The organism is Streptomyces malaysiensis subsp. malaysiensis (genome assembly GCF_040653035.1).
In the GTDB taxonomy this organism is placed as follows: Bacteria; Actinomycetota; Actinomycetes; order Streptomycetales; family Streptomycetaceae; genus Streptomyces; species Streptomyces malaysiensis.
Genome location: NZ_JBEZNG010000007.1, coordinates 36,061 through 53,224 on the forward strand (window position 1 = coordinate 36,061; position 17,164 = coordinate 53,224).

Annotated in this window: 12 protein-coding genes; 2 read left to right on the top strand and 10 right to left on the bottom strand. The window is 71.4% G+C overall.

The genetic code is table 11. The features are described 5' to 3' along the window. Nucleotides 1-39: 39 nt before the first annotated feature. The 3 genes from AB0E24_RS16530 to AB0E24_RS16540 are packed head-to-tail and all read right to left on the bottom strand — an operon-like array spanning nucleotide 40 to nucleotide 4,531. Nucleotides 40-996: a hypothetical protein gene (locus tag AB0E24_RS16530; RefSeq protein ID WP_102936323.1), complete on the bottom strand. Its 957-nt coding sequence runs from the start codon at nucleotides 994-996 to the stop codon at nucleotides 40-42. Then, a complete protein-coding gene (locus tag AB0E24_RS16535; protein ID WP_359377644.1) occupies nucleotides 993-2,759 on the bottom strand; it encodes an acyl-CoA dehydrogenase family protein in 1,767 nt (588 codons plus the stop codon). Before AB0E24_RS16535 ends, AB0E24_RS16530 begins: the two co-directional genes overlap by 4 nt. Further along, nucleotides 2,756-4,531, bottom strand: a complete 1,776-nt coding sequence (locus tag AB0E24_RS16540) for a fatty acyl-AMP ligase (protein WP_359378051.1) — start codon at nucleotides 4,529-4,531, stop codon at nucleotides 2,756-2,758. Before AB0E24_RS16540 ends, AB0E24_RS16535 begins: the two co-directional genes overlap by 4 nt. 412 nt (nucleotides 4,532-4,943) lie before the next feature. Between AB0E24_RS16540 and AB0E24_RS16545 the strand changes: the two genes are divergently transcribed. Both AB0E24_RS16545 and AB0E24_RS16550 read left to right on the top strand, forming a co-directional pair. Next, nucleotides 4,944-5,774: an ABC transporter permease gene (locus tag AB0E24_RS16545; RefSeq protein WP_069871560.1), complete on the top strand. Its 831-nt coding sequence runs from the start codon at nucleotides 4,944-4,946 to the stop codon at nucleotides 5,772-5,774. A gap of 56 nt (nucleotides 5,775-5,830) precedes the next feature. After that, a complete protein-coding gene (locus AB0E24_RS16550; protein ID WP_283881947.1) occupies nucleotides 5,831-6,772 on the top strand; it encodes a TauD/TfdA family dioxygenase in 942 nt (313 codons plus the stop codon). A 75-nt stretch (nucleotides 6,773-6,847) separates the two neighbouring features. Here the strand turns inward: AB0E24_RS16550 and AB0E24_RS16555 are convergent, their stop codons facing one another. The 7 genes from AB0E24_RS16555 to AB0E24_RS16585 form a co-directional block, all read right to left on the bottom strand. Then, nucleotides 6,848-10,168, bottom strand: coding sequence for a non-ribosomal peptide synthetase family protein (locus tag AB0E24_RS16555; protein WP_359377647.1), 3,321 nt, complete (start codon nucleotides 10,166-10,168; stop codon nucleotides 6,848-6,850). Next, nucleotides 10,168-11,436 carry an ATP-grasp domain-containing protein gene (locus AB0E24_RS16560; RefSeq protein ID WP_359377649.1) on the bottom strand — a complete coding sequence of 423 codons (1,269 nt, stop codon included), beginning with the start codon at nucleotides 11,434-11,436 and terminating at the stop codon, nucleotides 10,168-10,170. Before AB0E24_RS16560 ends, AB0E24_RS16555 begins: the two co-directional genes overlap by 1 nt. Further along, the gene (gene argH / locus AB0E24_RS16565) at nucleotides 11,433-12,917 is read right to left on the bottom strand and encodes an argininosuccinate lyase (protein ID WP_359377652.1); all 1,485 of its coding nucleotides are present in this window, start codon (nucleotides 12,915-12,917) and stop codon (nucleotides 11,433-11,435) included. Before argH ends, AB0E24_RS16560 begins: the two co-directional genes overlap by 4 nt. Continuing rightward, nucleotides 12,914-13,987 (bottom strand): cysteine synthase family protein, encoded by a 1,074-nt coding sequence (locus AB0E24_RS16570; protein WP_173963147.1) that lies wholly within the window; start codon nucleotides 13,985-13,987, stop codon nucleotides 12,914-12,916. The genes argH and AB0E24_RS16570 overlap by 4 nt, the downstream gene beginning before the upstream one ends. Before the next feature lie 104 nt (nucleotides 13,988-14,091). Beyond that, nucleotides 14,092-15,045, bottom strand: coding sequence for an efflux ABC transporter ATPase subunit, DrrA-related (locus AB0E24_RS16575; RefSeq protein ID WP_069874970.1), 954 nt, complete (start codon nucleotides 15,043-15,045; stop codon nucleotides 14,092-14,094). Nucleotides 15,046-15,214: 169 nt separating this feature from the next. Then, complete coding sequence (locus tag AB0E24_RS16580) at nucleotides 15,215-16,054, bottom strand: TrmB family transcriptional regulator sugar-binding domain-containing protein (RefSeq protein ID WP_141765418.1); 840 nt, start codon at nucleotides 16,052-16,054, stop codon at nucleotides 15,215-15,217. A 452-nt stretch (nucleotides 16,055-16,506) separates the two neighbouring features. After that, nucleotides 16,507-17,142: an HAD family acid phosphatase gene (locus tag AB0E24_RS16585; RefSeq protein WP_069874965.1), complete on the bottom strand. Its 636-nt coding sequence runs from the start codon at nucleotides 17,140-17,142 to the stop codon at nucleotides 16,507-16,509. Nucleotides 17,143-17,164: the final 22 nt, after the last annotated feature.

Genomic DNA, 17,164 nt, shown 5'->3' on the forward strand with positions numbered 1-17,164 from the left:
GTGTCCGGCGCTGAGGTGGCGAGTGTCCGGGCGCGGCGGCTAGGGGCGGTCGGGGAGGGGGCGTTCGGCCAGGTCGAACGAGCGGCCGGTGTCATACCGGTGGTCGAGTTCCGTGGCCAGGCGCTCCAGTGCGGGGCCCGACGGCTGCGGGGTCCGTCGCACACGTGTGAGGAGCGCGCGGCCGGGCGCGGCGGCGAGCAGCTCGGGGTCGCACAGTGCGGTGACGGCCGGTGCCGTGGTGAGGTCCGCGCCGGTCATGCCGCTGAGCGGAGCGGCATGACCGGCGGGCCCCGGGGGCCGACCCGGCCGGTCGGCCGGGTTCGGCTGCCCGTCAGGTCGGCCCTCGGCCGCGAAGAGGGCGCGCTGCATCTCGTTCAGCAGCAGGTGGAAGGCGGCGTGTTCGCTCTCCCTGATGTAGAAGCGCGACCCCAGGGCCATCGAAAGGCGGTCCATCGCGCCCTGGAGCACACGCGGTACCAGGACCCGGACCACGCTGTCGTGGGCGTCCGGCCGCGTGGGGAAGGCATCGGTGCCCCGGACCGCGAGTGTTGTCAGTGTGTCGCACAGCAGCAGGTCGGCGTAGGCTCCCGCGAGTACCGCGCGCAACTGGGGGATGTCGATGGCCGCCGCGCCGTACAGGCGGCGGGCGCGCAGGTGGCGCAGCGTCATGCGCAGGCCGGAGTCCAGTGTGCCGACGGCGGTCGCGCCGACCGTCACGGCGCCGCTCCCCCGCTGGGCCCCGCCGCAGGACCGGGCCAGCGTGGGCGATCTGCGGTAACCGGCGCGCAGGGCGTGCATCAGCGACTCCGGGTCCACGTGGCCGACTTCGGCGCCGCCCACGCCGAGGGCGCGGAAGGGCTCACCGGCCGGGGGCCGTCCGGCTTCCCGTGCGGCGAGGATCGCCTGGAAGCCGTTGGGGTTCGTGGGGTCGTAGGGGTCACCGAGGCGCTCCTCCACGGTGGTGGCGAGGGTGAAGGTGCCGGTGGTGGTGTTCACGAGGCGGCCCCTTGCCGGGAGCCGGTCGGCTCCACATGGTCGAGGAGCGAGTGGAAGGGGGCGGACCGGCGGGAGAGGACCGCTTCGGCGAGGTCGTCGAAGGCGGTGCGGTCGGCGTCGTCGACGGGCTCCTCCAGGTCGGTGAGGGCCTTGACGAGACAGGCGAGCAGCGCGGCCTCCGGGATGGGGCCCCGGGCGCGGGCGGCGGCGCGCAGCCACAGGTGGAGCGCCGAAGCCGCCGCGAAGCACGACTCGAACCGCTCGGCGAGCCGGAAGGCGTGGCCGGGGACGGCGCGGGGCGGGAACCGGATCGCCGCCATGTCCTGGTGGAGCCGGTCGGACACGTCCAAAAGCTGCCCGGCCAGGGTGGTGAGCGCCGTGGAGGCGTGGCCGCGTACGGCCAGGTCTCGCAGTTCGCCGACGGCCGCGGGCAGACCGGCCACGATGGAGCAGCCGCCGCTGGAGACCAGGCCGAGCTCGCGAGGCCGCATCGGGCGCAGGGGGGCGTGGGGATTCGTGGCCTCGGCGAGGCCCTCCGCGTCCCAGCGGCCCTTCGCGTAGCCGCGGGCGATGCGGGGGAACTGCTCGATGAGGGCGCTGCGGTTGACCAGGCTGCTGCCGTCGAAGATGCCGATGATGCGGTGGTCGCGCTCCACCTTGGCGAATCCGGTGTGCGGGTCGTCGGGGCGGAGCAGTCCGTACGGGCCGAGGAGGTGCAGCAGGCGCGCGATGAGGTCGTCGACCTCGGTGGGCACATATGCCTTCGCGACAGCGGAGACGACGCTCATCTCGCCGGCGAGCGCGTGCGGGGAGCGCGCCGCCACCAGACCGGCGGCGTCGGAGAGCAGCAGGCCCGCGGCGGCCTCGCCCAACTCCCGCCGCACGTACGGGTCCTGCGCAAGCGGTTCGCCGTCGGTGTCCTGAGCGACGAACTCGGCGGCCAGGGCGAGCGCGTGGTCCCCCGCGCCCAGTGACATCGCGACGCAGCCGGTCCGGCTGAAGTGCAGCGCCTTGACGATGATCTCGATGCCCTCACCGACCCGCCCGATGAGCGCGTCCTCGGGAAGTGGCGCGTCGTGGAATGCGATGCCGCTGATGTCCGCGCCCCGGATGCCGTAGGTGGGCACTTTGGGCAGGTGGGTGAAGTGTTCGGGGGCGAGACGGGACTTGTCCACGAGGAAGAGGCTGAAGCCGCGCGGACCGCCTTCTTCGTCGGTGCGGGCCAGGACGGTGACCAGACCGCCCCGGGTGGCGAGGTTGATCAGCCACTTCTCGCCGGACAGCAGCCAGCCACCGTCCGGGGCGGGCCTGGCGGTCACCTCGCCGGCCATCAGATCGCTGCCGTGGTGGCGTTCGGTCAGGGCGCATGAGACGGGTGTCCCCTCCGCTATCCGCCGTCCCAGCCGGCGGGCGGCCTCCGGCTCTCCCGCGATCCAGGTGGCGGCGGCCCCGAGATAGGTCTTCCCGTGCGAGAGGGCCACGGTCAGGTCGATCCGGGACACGGCCCGCAGCAGCCGCATGACGACGTCGAAGCTCTCCAGTGCGCCGCCGTGTTCGACCGGTACGTAGAAGCGCCGCAGTCCGAACGTGTCGAGCGCCCGGCATGCCTCGGTGGGAAACGCCTCCGTCCGGTCGAGTTCGGCGAGCGCCTCGGGTGAGAAGGGCTGCCCCGGTCCGGTGAGCTCGCCGAGCAGGCGGGTGAGCTGCTCGAGGGGTGCGGCGGAGGGGTCCTGGGTCCGGGTGGCCGGGGAGGCGGTGGTCATACGGCGGCCTCCTGGGGCTCGGGTAAGGGGCGCAGCAGGCTCTGCTCGTAGACGGCGTAGGTGGGCCGCAGCGCCCCGGCGCGGAACAGGTCGCGCATCGCCGACCGCTGGATCTTGCCGCTGGTGGTGCGGCGTACTCCACCGGGGCGCAGCAGCAGGACCGCGCCGACGGGGGCGCCGAATTCGCGGGCGACGGTGAGCCGCATCTCGGCGGCGAGTTCGCTCAGCCGTTCCTCGTCCTTGATGCCGCGCACCTCGTGGGTGACCACGAGCACGTCGTCGCCCTGTGGTCCCTCGCCCGGTACGGCGAAGCACGCGCCGACGAGGTTGCCCAACTCCGGCCACTGGATGCGCAGTTCATCCTCGATGTCCTGCGGGTAGAGGTTGCGGCCGCGCAGGTTGAGTACGTCCTTGATGCGGCCGGTGATGTGGAGTTCGCCCTGGTACAGGGCGCCGAGGTCGCCGGTGCGCAGCCAGCCGGGGTCGCCGTCCGCGGTCGTGGCGCGGAACTCGGCCTCGTTGGTGGCCTCGCGGTTCCAGTAGCCGTGGCCGACGATGTCACCGCGGATCCAGATCTCGCCTACGCCTCCCTCGGACAGGGCGCGCCGGGTGTCCGGTTCGACGATGCGCACCTCGGCGCCGAGTGGCGGGCCGCAGCCGACGACGGCGCGGGCGGGCTCGTCCGGGGCCGCGGGCCGGAACTCGTGGTGTTCCAGCAGTTCCGCGGAGACCTGCCGCACCCGGGGGGCGGTGCGGGCGGCCCCGGAGATGAAGAGGGTCGCCTCGGCCATGCCGTAGCAGGGGGTCAGGGCGTCGGCGCGCAGGCCGTGGCCGGCGAAGCGCCGCTGGAATCGTTCGAGCACGGCGGCGCGTACGGGTTCGGAGCCGTCCAGCGCATGCCGCCAGCGGGACAGGTCCAGGCCCTCGCTCTGTGCCTCGGTGACCCGTCGGCTGCACAGGTCGTACGCGAAGTCCGGCGCCGCGGACGCCTCGATGCCATAGCGGTCGATCATGTGCAGCCACAGGTGGGGGCGTTTGAGGAAGGTGGTGGGGCTCATCAGGACGGTGGTCGAGCCGAGCAGCAGTGGCGGGAGTATCGAGCCCATCAGCCCCATGTCGTGGAAGTGCGGAATCCACCCGCCGATGGGGGTGGTGTCGTCCAGGTCCAGGGAGTCGGCCAGATTGGCGGTGTTGTGCAGCACATTGCCGTGGCTGATCATGACGCCTTTGGGATCGCCGGTGGAGCCGGAGGTGTACTGGAGCACGGCGAGCGTGTCGTGTCCGGCGGGCGTCAGCGTCCATGTGTGCGGATCCGGGGCGTCGCCGTCGTCGGTGACCAGGAGGGGAAGTGTGTCGAGTCCCTCCTCGGCGGCCCACGCCCCGATGTCGGCGCGGGTGGCGGTGTCGGTGAGGATCGCCGCGGCGCCCGCGTCGTCCGCGATGCGCCTGACCCGGTAACGCTCATGCCGGTACCGGCCGGGCAGGGACGAGGGAACCGCGACGGCCCCCGCGTACAGACAGCCGAGGAAGGCGGTGACGAAGGCCGGCCCGGCGGGGTGGAGCAGGACGACACGGCCGCCCGGCGGGACATGGGCACGGAGCCGTACGGCCACGCTCCTGGCTTGTGCGTCGAGTTCCGCATAGGTGAGCCGCTGCGCTCCGTCGGTGCGCAGCGGGTCCGTCACGAATACGACCGCCGTGTTTTCCGGGCGGTTTTCCGCATGCTCCCGGAGCACTGCGTCAACGCTGGGGGCGGTGCTGATTCCCGCCATATCCAAGGCCCTGCCCTTCGTGTCCGCGAACTGAGTTTCCATGCGCCGATCCGGCACTGCCGTGCATTTCTACCGAGGGACCGCAAGGAGGGAAAGGCACTGACAACAAATTGCACAGTGCACCCCATCTCCTCGACACAGAACCCCGCATATCGCCCATATCGCACCGTGATTTCGGTGCGCCCCGGCCAGTACTGGCCAGGAAACGTCCCGTCGGGTCCAATTCCGCGCGATAGAGTCGAAGTGCGTTCGTTCCGCATGGACGACACAGCTATCCGATACTTCCGCGCTCAGTCATCGCGTAGCCGGTCATGGCGGCGGATTCTTTGATCCTGCCTTTTTCGATTACCGCTCCAGGAATTTGGCGCACCGTGCCGCGCACCAACGGGCGCACGACTCCCGGAGGAATTTCATGACCCCTGGTCCGTCGTTACCGGACGGCGGCGCCTTCGCTCCCGCCTGGCACGGCAGCAGCCCCTGGGCACAACTGCTGATCCTCACCCAGCGGTCGCTCAAGGCCCATCTCGCGCACCGCCGGACCCTGGTCCTCGCCATGCTGCAACCGGTCTTCATGCTGCTTCTGCTCAGCGAGGTCTTCGGCAGCATCGTCGACCTCGACCATCTGCCCGACGGCGTCTCCTACTTGGACTATCTGCTGCCCGCGCTGCTGGTGACCACGGGCATCGGCCCCGCGATCGCCTCCGGTATCGGCCTGGTCCGGGACATGGACAACGGCGCGGTGGCACGGCTGCGCACCCTGCCCATCCACGCACCGCTGCTGCTGTTCGCCCGCAGCTTCGCCGATCTGCTGCGCACCACCGCGCAGCTGGCGATCCTGCTCGTGGTGGCCGTGGTGTTCATGGGCGCCGACCCGGCCGGCGGCGGTGTGGGGCTGGTGGCCGCGCTGCTGCTGACCTGTGTGGTGGTGTGGGCGATGACCTGGATCTTCCTGGCGCTGGCGGCCTGGCTGCGCAGTGCGGAGGCGATGCAGAGCGCCGCCTATCTGGTGACGTTCCCGCTGATGTTCGCCTCCAGCGCCTTCGTCCCGGTGGACCGGATGCCGGGCTGGCTGGAGGTCCTGGCGATCCTCAACCCGCTGTCGTACGCGATGGACGCCTCGCGTGCGCTCTGTCTCGACCAGCCGCTGGGCGCCCAGGTGTGGTCCGCCCTGGGCGCGAGCGCCCTCGTCGCGCTGCTCGGATCGAGCGCGGCGGTATGGGCGTTCCGGCGCCCCCTGGTCTGAGCTCGTCCTCCCCTTCCCCCGCACTCCCCCTCATCAGACGGAAACGGAGAGCCCTCATGTCCGAACAGCGAGATGCCCTGCGGCGGCTGGACGCCGCCCCCGGGCCCGGCACCGACGCCGCGGCCTGGGTCACCGAACACCGCGAGGAGATCCGGGCCCTGGTGGCCCGGCACGGTGCCCTGCTGGTCCGCGGGCTGGACCTGGACGGCCATGAACACGCCGCCTCGGTGATCCGCGGGATCGTCGGCGAGGGCATGGCCGAGCGCGAGGGGTTCGCTCCCCGCGACGAGTTCGGACCGGGCGTGTACTCCTCCTCGCACTGGCCGGCCGACCAGCCCATGTGCATGCACCATGAGCTCAGCTACGCGGCCGAGGCGCCCCGGTTGATGGTCTTCGCCTGTGTCACCCCGCCGTCCGCGGGCGGTGTCACGGCCGTCGCGGACGCCCGTGCGGTGCTGCGTGACCTGCCGGAGGAGCTCGTCGAGCGCTTCGAACGCCACGGTTGGGTGCTGACCCGCCACTACAACCCGTTCGTCGGGATCGGCTGGGAGGACGCGTTCGGCGCCAAGAACCCCGACGAGGTGGAGCGTTACTGCGCCGACCACGGCATCGAGGTGCGCTGGGACGCCGATGGCGGCCTGCGCACCCGGCAGACCCGTCCGGCCGTCCTGGCGGATCCCGATTCCGGCGAACGGTGCTGGTTCAACCAGATCGCGTTCTTGAACGAGTGGACGATGGCTCCCGAGGTGCGTGAGTTCCTCATCGCGGAGTTCGGCCCCGACGGGCTGCCGTTCAACACCTTCTACGGCGACGGCTCTCCCCTGGACGGCGCCACCGTCGACCTCATCAACGCGGTCTACGAGAAGCACACGGTGCGCGAGCCCTGGCGGCGCGGCGACCTCATGGTCGTCGACAACGTCCGCATGGCGCACAGCCGCGAGCCCTACCGGGGCGAGCGCGAGATCGTCGTCGGCCTCGGCGAACCGTTCCGTCCCTAGGCGCACCGAGGTGTCGGGACCGACGAGCCACGGCTGAGGGGGCGTACCCGGGCGGACCCGGGTACGCCCCCTTCGTCACCGGTCCCGCGACTGCGACGACAGGCAGCCGGACCGTATCAGCGCGGCGGTCTCCGCCGGCCGGGTGCGGACGAAGTAGTGGCCGCCCCGCTCCAGTTCATGGAGGGTGATCCGGTCGGAGATCGCCTTCCAGCCGCCGTACTCCTCGGTGAAGGAGGCCGTGGCGGTGTCGTCCCGTGCGACCACCACCTCCACCGGGGCGTCGAGCCGGTATGCCTCCGGGTCCTCACGGACCGCGCGCAGATGTCGGCCGGCGGTCAGTACGTCGTGCTGGTAGGCGCCGGCCACCACATCGGCACGTTCCGCCCCCAGTTCGTCCAGCTCCGTGTACACCTCTCCGGCCCGCAGCCGGGACAGCAGGCTCTCTTCGTCCGCCGTGGCCGCCTGTGCCATCTCGGCGGCGAGCGTCTCGGCGTCCCCCAGCGGCAGCGCGCCGATGTAGACACGCTCGACGGGCCGGCCCGCCTCCGCCAGCAGTCGCGCCGTCTCCAACGCCGCGGCCACACCGGTGGAGTGTCCCCATACCGACACCGGCGTGGAGAGGTGCGCGACGATCTCGTCCCGTACCCACGAGGCCAGGACGGGGACGTCCTCCATCGGCTCACCGTCGCCGGCGAAGTCATGGCCGGGCGGTTCCACACCGAACACCGCGATGCCGTCGCGCTGGAGCTCGCCGGCCAGGGGCCGGAAGTTGACGGCGTTGCCCCCCGCGAAGGGGAAGCACACGAGGGTGTGGTGCGGATCCGGCACGGCGGCCAGCGGCTGGAGCAGCCGGGTCGCCACCGGGCGGGCGAAGGCACCGCCATGGTGGGGTTCGAGCACCGCCGCGCAGTCGGCGAGCACCGGATGGGCGGCCAGGTCCTTCAGCGACAGCGCCCGGTCGAGCCGGACCAGGAGCCGCACCGCGGCCAGCGATGTGCCGCCCAGTTCGAAGAAGTCGTCGGACCGGCCGATGCGCTCCAGCGGTACGCCGAGGACGTCGGCCCACAGCTCGGCCAGGCGCCGTTCGGCGGGGGTGGCGGGCGGGATGTGGGCGGGGCGTCCGGCCGTCTCCTCCACGGGCCGCGCCAGCGCCTTTTTGTCGATCTTCCCGTTCTCGGTGAGCGGCAGCCGGTCCACCCGGTGGACATGGGTGGGCACCATGTAGTCGGGCAGGACGGTGCCGAGGAAGTCGCGAACCCGCTCCGCGGTCACCTTCTCCGAACCGCTCAAGAAGGCGACGAGGACGCGCTGTTCACTGGTGTCGCCCTCGGTGACCACTGCCGCCTCGCGGACACCCTCCATGGTCAGCAGCTTGTTCTCGATCTCACCGATCTCGATGCGGAAGCCGCGGATCTTGACCTGCGCGTCGCGGCGCCCCAGGAATTCCAGGCGGTCCTCGGGCAGCCACCGGCCGAAGTCACCGGTCCGGTACATCCGGCTGCCCGGCCGGAACGGGTCCGGGACGAACGCCTCCCGGGTGCGCTCCTCGTCGTTGATGTAGCCACGGCCCACACACACCCCGGAGAACGCGATCTCGCCGGGCGTGCCCAGCGGCACCAGCGCCAGGTTCTCGTCGAGCACATAGGTGTTGACGTTGCGCAGCGCCCGGCCGACGGACACGAAGTCGCGCTCCGGGACACCGTGCAGCACCTCGTGCATCGGGTCGTCCGATGTCTCGGTGGCACCGTAGGCGTTGACCAGCTGGATATCGGGGTAGGCGGCGAACCAGCGCTGCACCAGTTCGTAGGTGAGCGCCTCGCCCGTCACCGACACCGAGCGCAGGGCGCCGAGCGGGCTGGGGTGCTGCTCCAGATGGGTGAGGAGCACTTCCAGATACGAGGGGACGACCTGCATCACGGTGACCCGGCCCTCGACGATCTCCTCGACGAAGGCGGCGACATCGAGCTGGGTGCGGGTGTCCACGATCCGCACGCTGCCGCCGATCAGCAGCGGCGCGGCGAACTGCCACAGGGAGATGTCGAAGCACTGCGACGCGATCTGGGTGGCCACGTCCCCGCCACCGGCCGTCATCCCGGTGTCCTCGATCTTCGCGTAGAGGTGGTTGAGGAAGCCGGCGTGCTCGCACAGGGCTCCCTTGGGGCTTCCGGTGGAGCCCGAGGTGAAGTAGATGTAGGCGGCCTGGCCGGGCGTCACCTCCACCCGGGGCGGCTCCGCGTGGCCGCCGCGCGCCAGGACGCGCGGCACGGACAGCCGTGTGAGCGGGGCGGCCAGCCGGGCGGAGGAGGCACGCACCAGCGCCTCGCTGTCCGGATCGGTCAGCGCGACGGCGCAGCCGCTGCGCTCCAGCTGGGCGACCACGCGTTCGACCGGGAAGTCCGGCCGAACGGGCAGGTAGACACCGCCCGCCGTGAAGACGCCGAGGGCGGCCGCGATCCACTCCGGGGTGCGGTCCATGACGACGGCGACCACGTCCTCGGTGCCCACCCCGGCCTCGACCAGCGCGTGCGCGATCCGGTTGACCCGCCGCTCCAGCTCCCGGTAGGTCCACCGGACCGTGCCGTGCTCGACCGCGATGGCGTCGGGGCAGCCGCGGGCCCGCTCCTGGAACAGGTCGACGAAGGTGCGGTCGGGCAGTTCGACGGTGGGGCCGGCGAGCCCGTACAGCTGCTTCTCGGTCTCCTGGGGGGACAGCAGGCTCTCGGCCTCGTGGCTCCCGTGCGGGTCGGCCACGAGAAGCCGCAGCGCGGCGAGGTGGTATCCGGCGAGGCGCCGCGCGTAGCCGCCGTCGATCGCGGCACGGTCGTGCAGCACCCGCAGCGACAGGCCGTGCTCGTCGCGCGACCAGGCCACCCGGAGCACCACGCCGTCGTCCAAGGCGGCGGGCGGACTGTCGCCGTGGGCCTGGGCCGGAGTGTCCTCGTGCTCCGCCGGCCCGGACAAGTCCAGCCCGGACAGGTCCAGTCCGGACAAGTCCAGCCCGGACAGGTCCAGCCCGGACAGGTCGAGCACGGCCTCGGGCCGTGCGCCGGCCGCGGGTCCCAGGCCCTTCAGCGCCCCGTCCGCGAGTGCCGCCAGCTCCGCCCAGGTGGAGTCGGCGACGGACAGGCCCAGTGGCCGCGCGGGGCCCGGCCCGTCCTGCGGCACGCAGCCGAGGAGCAGGTCGCGCTCGGCGGCGACGGTCGCCAGGACACGGGCGTGACCGGCGAGCAGCAGGGCCGCCAGGGAGGTTTCCCCTTCCCCGGCGGTGCGTTCCAACGCGTCCGTGAGCTCCGCGTCCAGCCGTATGCCGTGGACCCCCGTGCCCGCGTCCGTCGCGGACGGCGGGGTCCACCGGGGAACGCGGGTGAACGCCAGGGACTTCGCGCCGTCTCTCATCAGCCTGCGACTCCTTCATCCGGCAGCGCCGGCTCCTCCAGCTCGATCCTGATCAGGCGCGCGGCGGCCGCCGCGCGGTCTCCGGCCTGCTCCCCGTCCGCCCCGGTGGCGACCACACAGCCCAGGCGGTCCTGGAACGTGTTCGTCACCCGTACGGTCCGTCCCGGGGCGGTGCCGATCGCGACGGCCACCACACCGGGGGCCGCCCGCGCCGCCTCGACCCCGCCGATGTCCGTGACCCGCCCCTCGCGCTCGTTGCGCAGGAAGCGGACCGCGGCGTGGAGCCGGCCCGGCCGCGCGGGTGTCCGGCTCTGTCCCGCCGCGCGGGCGATCACGGCGTCGACCAGATCGACGCCGAGGGCGGCCCGTACGGCGACGGGGATCATGCCGCCCGCGAGCCGCGGGTTGACCTCGATGACGACGGGGCCGTGGGCGGACATCCGCAGTTCGGTGTGGGCGGCTCCCCAGCCGAGGCCGAGCGCGGCGAGCGCCCGCAGGGCGGTGTCGGCGAGCGCGGCGGCGGTGGCGTCGGGCACGGGTGCGGGCACCTCGTGTCCGGTCTCCACGAAGTACGGCCGGGGCCCGATGTGCTTGGCGACGGCGGTGACGACGGCGTTGTCGAAGGTCTCGACGGAGAACTCCGGTCCCTCGACGGCCTCCTGGACCAGGATCCGGGCCGGCACCGGGTTGCCGCGTTCATCGGTGGACCGGCTCAGCAGCTCTTCCGCCCACCGCCGGGTCTCCTCGCGGTCCCGGCACAGCCGGACGCCGACCGAACCCGATCCGAGCACCGGTTTCAGCACCACCGGGTGGCCGATCCGGTCGGCGGCGCGCACCGCGTCGGCCACCTCGCCGACGGCCGTGGAGTCGGGTACCGGGACACCGGCCGCCGCCAGCGCGGCGACCTGCGTCTCCTTGTCCCGGCACCGGGCGATGGCGTCCCCGTCCGCCGCGGGCAGGCCCAGTTTGGCGGCCGCGCGGGCGGCGGTGGACACGAAGTACTCGGAGCTGGAGGCGACTCCGGCCAGCCCCCCGTCCGCCACGAGCCCGGCGCAGCAGTCCACCACCGCGGCCAGGTCACCGGTGTCCAGCAGCCTGGTGTCGATGCCGTCCTGCTCGACGTACACATAGCGGCCCGGGTCCCGGGTCAGCAGCACCGGCCGCAGTCCTCGCGCCCGCGCCGCCGCGCAGAACTCCCGCCCCGTTCCCGTGGTGTTGCTCTCCACGAACGCGAGCCACCGCCCGCTCGTGCTCCCGTGCCCGGTCACCGTTCTCCTTCCCTTCCGGCCGCGGTTTCCCGGCCCGCCAGGAGCGCGTCGACCGCGAGGCCGAGCCTCCGCCGAGCGTCCCGTGTCCGGCCGCGGTGGACGGCGAGCCGTCGCCCATGGGCGGTGAGCCGCTCCCGAAGGACGCCCACGGCCGTGTCGCACTCGCCGGGGCCGCCGCCCCGGTCATGTGCCTCGACGACATCACGCAGGGAGGGCAGTTCGGCGGCCGTGCCGCCGGAGACCCCGTCGGGTAGGTCGATCTTGCCGAGTTCCGTCGCCCCGCTCTCGATCGCCTCGCGGACGGCGGCGCCCACGATGTGGTGGGCCGTACGGAACGGAACCCCCTGTGCGACCAGGCGGTTGGCGATCACGGTGGCGGTCACGAAGCTCTCCGCCGTACGCCGCTCCATCCGCTCCACCATCGGACGGGCGCCGCTGACGAGCACCTGGGCGAGGAGGACGGAGTCGCGTATCTCGGCCAGCGCGGGCCAGGCCGGGGCCACCGCCTCGGTGCCGACCTCGATGGAGTTCGTGAACGGCGCCGACTTCATGGCGGAGGCGGAGGCCGTCCAGGCGCCGATGGCCGCGCCCGCCTTGGCCTTGACGTGTTCCAGCAGGAACGCGTTGCGCTTCTGGGGCATGGCCGAACTGCCGCCGACGAGCCGCTCGGGGAACTCGATCAGCCCGAACTCCTGGGTGCTCCACAGCTGGAGGTCGGTGGCGAGCCGGCTCAGCGTCACCCCGGCCGAGGACGCGGCGGCGAGCGTGCGCAGCAGCGTGTCCCGTGCGGCCACCGCGTCGATCGCGTGCAGCGGCGGACCGGTGAATCCCAGCAGGGCGGCGGTGCGCGCCGGTTCGATGGGCAGGTCGGTCCCGGACACCGCCCCGGCGCCCAGCGGGCAGCGGTCCAGCTCGTCCAGCGCCTGGCGCAGCGCGGTGATGTCGCGGTCCAGCGCGGTGGCGATCCCGCACAGGTAGTAGCCGTAACTGACCGGCATGGCCGGCTGGAAGTGGGTGTAGACGGGCATCACCACGTCGCGGTGGGCGCGGGCCCGGGAGAGCAGGACCGCCTGAAGCCTCAGCACCTCGCCGAGCAGATCGGTCAGTTCGGCGCGCAGCCGCATCGCGGTGACGGTCGCCTTGATGTCGTTGCGGGAGCGTCCGGTGTGCAGTTTTCCGCCCACGTCGGCGCCGAGTTCGGCCACGAGATGGCCTTCGTACATCAAGTACAGGCCGCGCGGTGCCGGCAGCCCGTGCAGACTGCCGAAGCCTTCCGCCCGCAGCCGTGTGATGCGCTCCAGGAGCGCGGTGGCCGTGTCGGCGGGCAGCAGTCCGCACTCGGTGAGCATGACCACGTGTGCCATGTCGATGGTGCTGATGGGCTCCAGCTCCCCGCGGATGGCACCGGGATCCGGTTCCCCGTAGACGACGCGGCGGGTGCGCGGGCCGAGGGTGCGGGTGAGCCGTCCGGTGGAGCTCACGACAGGGCCCGCTCGGCGAGGGGGTGCGTCACCCTGGGCACGACGCCGGGCACCTCCTCGTAGGAGCGGCGGCCCCACACGAGCCGGGTCCAGCGGTCACCGGCCTCGGCGGGGGAGGCGACGGTCACCGGCTCGGTGGGACGCTCGGCGAGCACATGGCCGTTGGCGGCGAGCCACGCGTCGTCGTAGACGGTGGCCTGGTAGCGGTACCCCTCGTCGGGCAGCATCACCACACACAGCCCGTCCGGGTTCTTCGCCGCCCACCACTGGGCGACCAGATGGGCGGCGCCGCTGGTCGGGCCCTGGAAGAGGGCGGATTCCGCGTGCAGGGCCCTTGTCTGGGCGTATGCCTCGGTCGCGTTGCACCAGTGGATCTCGTCGAAGAGGGTGTGGTCGAGGTTGGCGGGCCACAGGCTGTTGCCCAGGCCGCGCAGCGAGCGGGGCCCGTCGGGCTGGCCGAACAGCACACTGCGGTGGCTGTCGACGCCGATGACCTGGGTGTGCGGACTGTATTCGCGCAGGCCGCCCCCGGTGCCACACATCGATCCGGCGGTGCCGACGGTGCCCACCAGGCAGTCGACGGTGCCGAAGGTGCGCACCAGCTGGTCGGCCACCACATGGTACGAGCGGGCGTTGTCCGGGTTGTTGTACTGCTCGGGGCAGAAGGTGGACGGCAGCGAGGCGCGGATCTCCGCGACCTTGGTCAGCCGGGCTCCCTGGTATCCGCCGACCGGCGCGGGCTCCAGGCACATCTCCACCTTGGCGCCGAGGTCGGTCAGTCTTCGGTAGAGGTTGTCGTCGATCGCGGGGTCGCTCACCAGGACCAGCTCACGCTCCATCAGCGCCGCCTGCATCGCGAGGGCGAGTCCGAAGGTGCCCGAGGTGGTTTCGACGATCACGGTGTCCTCGGTCAGCTCGCCGCGCTGTAACGCGCGGCGCAGGATGTACTGGGCGGGCACCAGTTTCATCAGGGTGAAGACCGCGCCGTACAGATTGGGGCCGAGCCGGATGAGGCGTGGCAGCATCTGGGCGTCGGTGATGGAGCGGTACGTCAGGGTGGACAGCGGCATGGAGACTCCTCGGAGTCCGGGGGCGGGCCATGGATCCGGGATCCGGCGGGCGCCCCGCGGGGTTCGTGTGGCATGGCCTGTCGGCCGGGGCACGGGGAACGGAATCAGGAGAGGACCGGCAGGTCGGTCAGCCCCTCGGCGAGGGCCACATAGACGTCGTCGAGGGTCGGCTCGGACAGCGAGATCCCGGTGATCACCACTCCCGCGTCGTCCAGGGCCCGTACGACGGCGGCGAGGGCGGCGGACTCGCGCACGGGGACGCAGACCGTGCCCGCGGGCTCACCGGGTTGCGGCTCGAGACCTGCGTGGCGCAGCGCGGCCCATGCGGTGGGTACGGCCGCCGGTTCGGCGAGGGTGGCGCGCACCGAGCTGACCCCGAGCTGTTCCTTGAGCTGTGCCACCGAGCCGTCGGCGATGGTCCGGCCGCGGCCCAGCACGATGACCCGGTCCGCGAGCTGTTCGGCCTCTTCGAGGTACTGAGTGGTCAGCAGCACGGTGGCACCGCCCGTCACCGCCGACCGGACCGAGTCCCACAGCGCGCTTCGGCTGACCGGGTCGAGTCCGGTGGTGGGCTCGTCGAGGAACAGCACCTGGGGGCGGCCGACGAAGCTGCTGGCGAGGTCGAGTCGGCGGCGCATGCCTCCCGAGTACGTCGCGGCGGCGCGGTCGGCCGCGCCGGTCAGCGTGAAGGTCTCCAAGAGCTCATCCGCCCTCGTCCGGGCCTCGGTGCGGCTCGCGCCGAGCAAACGTGCCACCAGGATGAGGTTGTCCCGGCCGGACAGATTCTCGTCCACCGCGGCGAACTGCCCCGTCAGGCCGATGCGCCGACGCACCTCACGGGCCTCGCGCACCACGTCGTATCCGGCCACCCGGGCCGTGCCCCGGCTGGGCGGCAGCGCGGTGGCGAGAATGCTCACCAGCGTGCTCTTGCCCGCGCCGTTGTGGCCCAGCAGACACAGCACCTCGCCTTCCCCGATGCGGAAGCTGACACCGTCCAGAGCCCGTGTGCTGCCGAAGGACCGGCATATGTCCATCACATCAATCATCGCGCTATTCACCGGATGTCATTCCTCGCAGGGAGTGGATCGGGCAATGCAGTGAGAGGCTGGGATGTTCCTACATTCACCGCTCATTCCCCTGCAAGGCCCATACAACAAGTTGCCAGACGATGCGGGGAGGTTCAGGAGAGTCGACTCGTCCTGACAGGTTCTGACCGCGGTCCGGTGATTACGCGGGCTGCGAGTCCTCATCGTCGGCGGCGTCCACATAGGGCAGCAGACCCAGCTCCACCGCGCGGGCACCGGCCTGAAAGCGAGAATGCGCGCCGAGTTCACGCGTTATTTCGGCCACGTTCCTTCGATAGGTGCGGACCGACATGCCGATTTCCCGTGCGGCGGCTTCGTCCGTACGCCCCGAACTCAGCGCCATGAGTATCCGCCGGGCCATGACGCTGCGGGTCCGGCCGCTGAGGCGGCGGTGGTCCTCGAGCGCCGCGCTGCCGTTCCAGGAGATCGTGAACAGGGTGCGCAGATTGCGCAGCACGGCCGGCGCCCGCACCAGCACCGCCTCGCGCGAGAGTTTGTCCGAATCGGACCACACCACACCCACCGAGCCATCGGCGAGCACCATTTCGTGCAGGGGTGCCCCGACAAGCCTGACGTCGACCCCCGACGCCTGCTTGTCCAGGCATTTCAGCAGGTACCGCTCGTCCATCAGCCCCACCCGCCCCAGCAGACGCACATCGACCCCCCGGGCGACGGCCCTGCCCAGCCGTGTGACCAGCCTGGGGGCCCGCTGGTCGTCACCGCCGGCGAATACCACGGAGAGGCTCTGCTGCGCCGACTCGATGACGTGCTCGGCGGCGTCCACGCCCTCCTCCGGCTCCATCTCGGTCAGGAGCCGTTCCTCGCTGCGATGGCGGTCGACGGCCGACTTGACGAGCCGGCCGGCCTCCAGAAGCATGCGTTCTATCTCTCCGCTGAAGACTCCGCCACTCGTTCTTAACGGTGTGATATCAGCGTCTGGTTCGGAATCCGAACCGGTGGAATTGTCGGCGATGATGAACACGTCATTGCAAGAGCTTGGCACAGTTCCCCCTGATGCCTGGGATTACGTCCTAAACCCGGCGTTGATCGTCGAAAGGTAGGGTTGCGACTCACGAGTGCGCCATGGGATCAAGGCAGCTCAAGGAGAAAAGAGGGCTTGCCGCTCGCCCACACCGCCCGCGCTCGGAACGTGGCTCGCCATTCCCATGGGCACCTCGCCTCCAGCGGACAAAGACGTAGCGGTCGCACCTTGACCGTCCATAGCGCTGGACTATACCTATCCGCCCCAGCGCGGAGAATGGTCGAACCCCTAAAGACAATGGGGGAAACCTCATTGCAAGGTGCGGATTCACGCCCCTCGGACAACGGGGAACCCGCACCCCGGAACGCCACCCGGGGGACCGGTGGCAGGGCCGTGGACCGACGAGTTCCGGCGGCTTCCTGGAGGAAACCGCCGGAACTCACAATTCCGATTCAGGACAACTGACCGTCGTAGTCAGGCAGTTTGAACGTGCGCTCGGCATGCCCGCCAACAAGATCGCTTTCATTGTTCCCGATGTTGGCGATGATGGTGTAACCGAGGGACTCGATCTCCGCCCGCTTCGCCGTCTTGTACTCGGCCGGGTCACCGAGGACGTCCCCCAGTGGCCGCTGGTACAGGCCGGTGATGGGGTAGCCGACGTGCACCAGGTTGCCCCGGGTCACCTGCTCGAGGAGGTCCGGGCGAGCGGTGATGAAGAAGATGCCCACTCCGCGCTCGCTCGCGTAACGGGTGAGCTCCAGGACCCGCTCGACGGCGGGAGTCGGCGGGAACCACTGGAAGTAGGTCTCCAGCGAGGTGTTGTCGATGTCGAGGACGATCGCCTGCTTCTGTCCCCCACCGTCCTGGATGCGCTGCTGGATGTAGGGAAGGGCCTGGTCGATCACCTTGTCGACATCGCTCTTCCACGTCTCGTAGTCGACGGCCGCGGCGGCGCTGGGGGCCCCGACCGCCGTGGTACGCGCCCGATCCGCGTCAAGGGCCTGGGCGTCAACCGTCCCCGCCAGCCCCAGCAGAGCCGCCGTGGCGACAACCGCTCCCGCCCGCGCCTTCCGTAAGACCGCTCTCATGGTCGCTTCCTCCGTTTCGTCA

Bases quoted from the DNA above. Each gene is read 5' to 3' on its own strand.
- AB0E24_RS16535 (WP_359377644.1), bottom strand. From the start codon at position 2,759: ATGACCACCGCCTCCCCGGCCACCCGGACCCAGGACCCCTCCGCCGCA.
- AB0E24_RS16540 (WP_359378051.1), bottom strand. From the start codon at position 4,531: ATGGCGGGAATCAGCACCGCCCCCAGCGTTGACGCAGTGCTCCGGGAG.
- AB0E24_RS16545 (WP_069871560.1), top strand. From the start codon at position 4,944: ATGACCCCTGGTCCGTCGTTACCGGACGGCGGCGCCTTCGCTCCCGCC.
- AB0E24_RS16550 (WP_283881947.1), top strand. From the start codon at position 5,831: ATGTCCGAACAGCGAGATGCCCTGCGGCGGCTGGACGCCGCCCCCGGG.
- AB0E24_RS16555 (WP_359377647.1), bottom strand. From the start codon at position 10,168: ATGAGAGACGGCGCGAAGTCCCTGGCGTTCACCCGCGTTCCCCGGTGG.
- AB0E24_RS16570 (WP_173963147.1), bottom strand. From the start codon at position 13,987: ATGCCGCTGTCCACCCTGACGTACCGCTCCATCACCGACGCCCAGATG.
- AB0E24_RS16585 (WP_069874965.1), bottom strand. From the start codon at position 17,142: ATGAGAGCGGTCTTACGGAAGGCGCGGGCGGGAGCGGTTGTCGCCACG.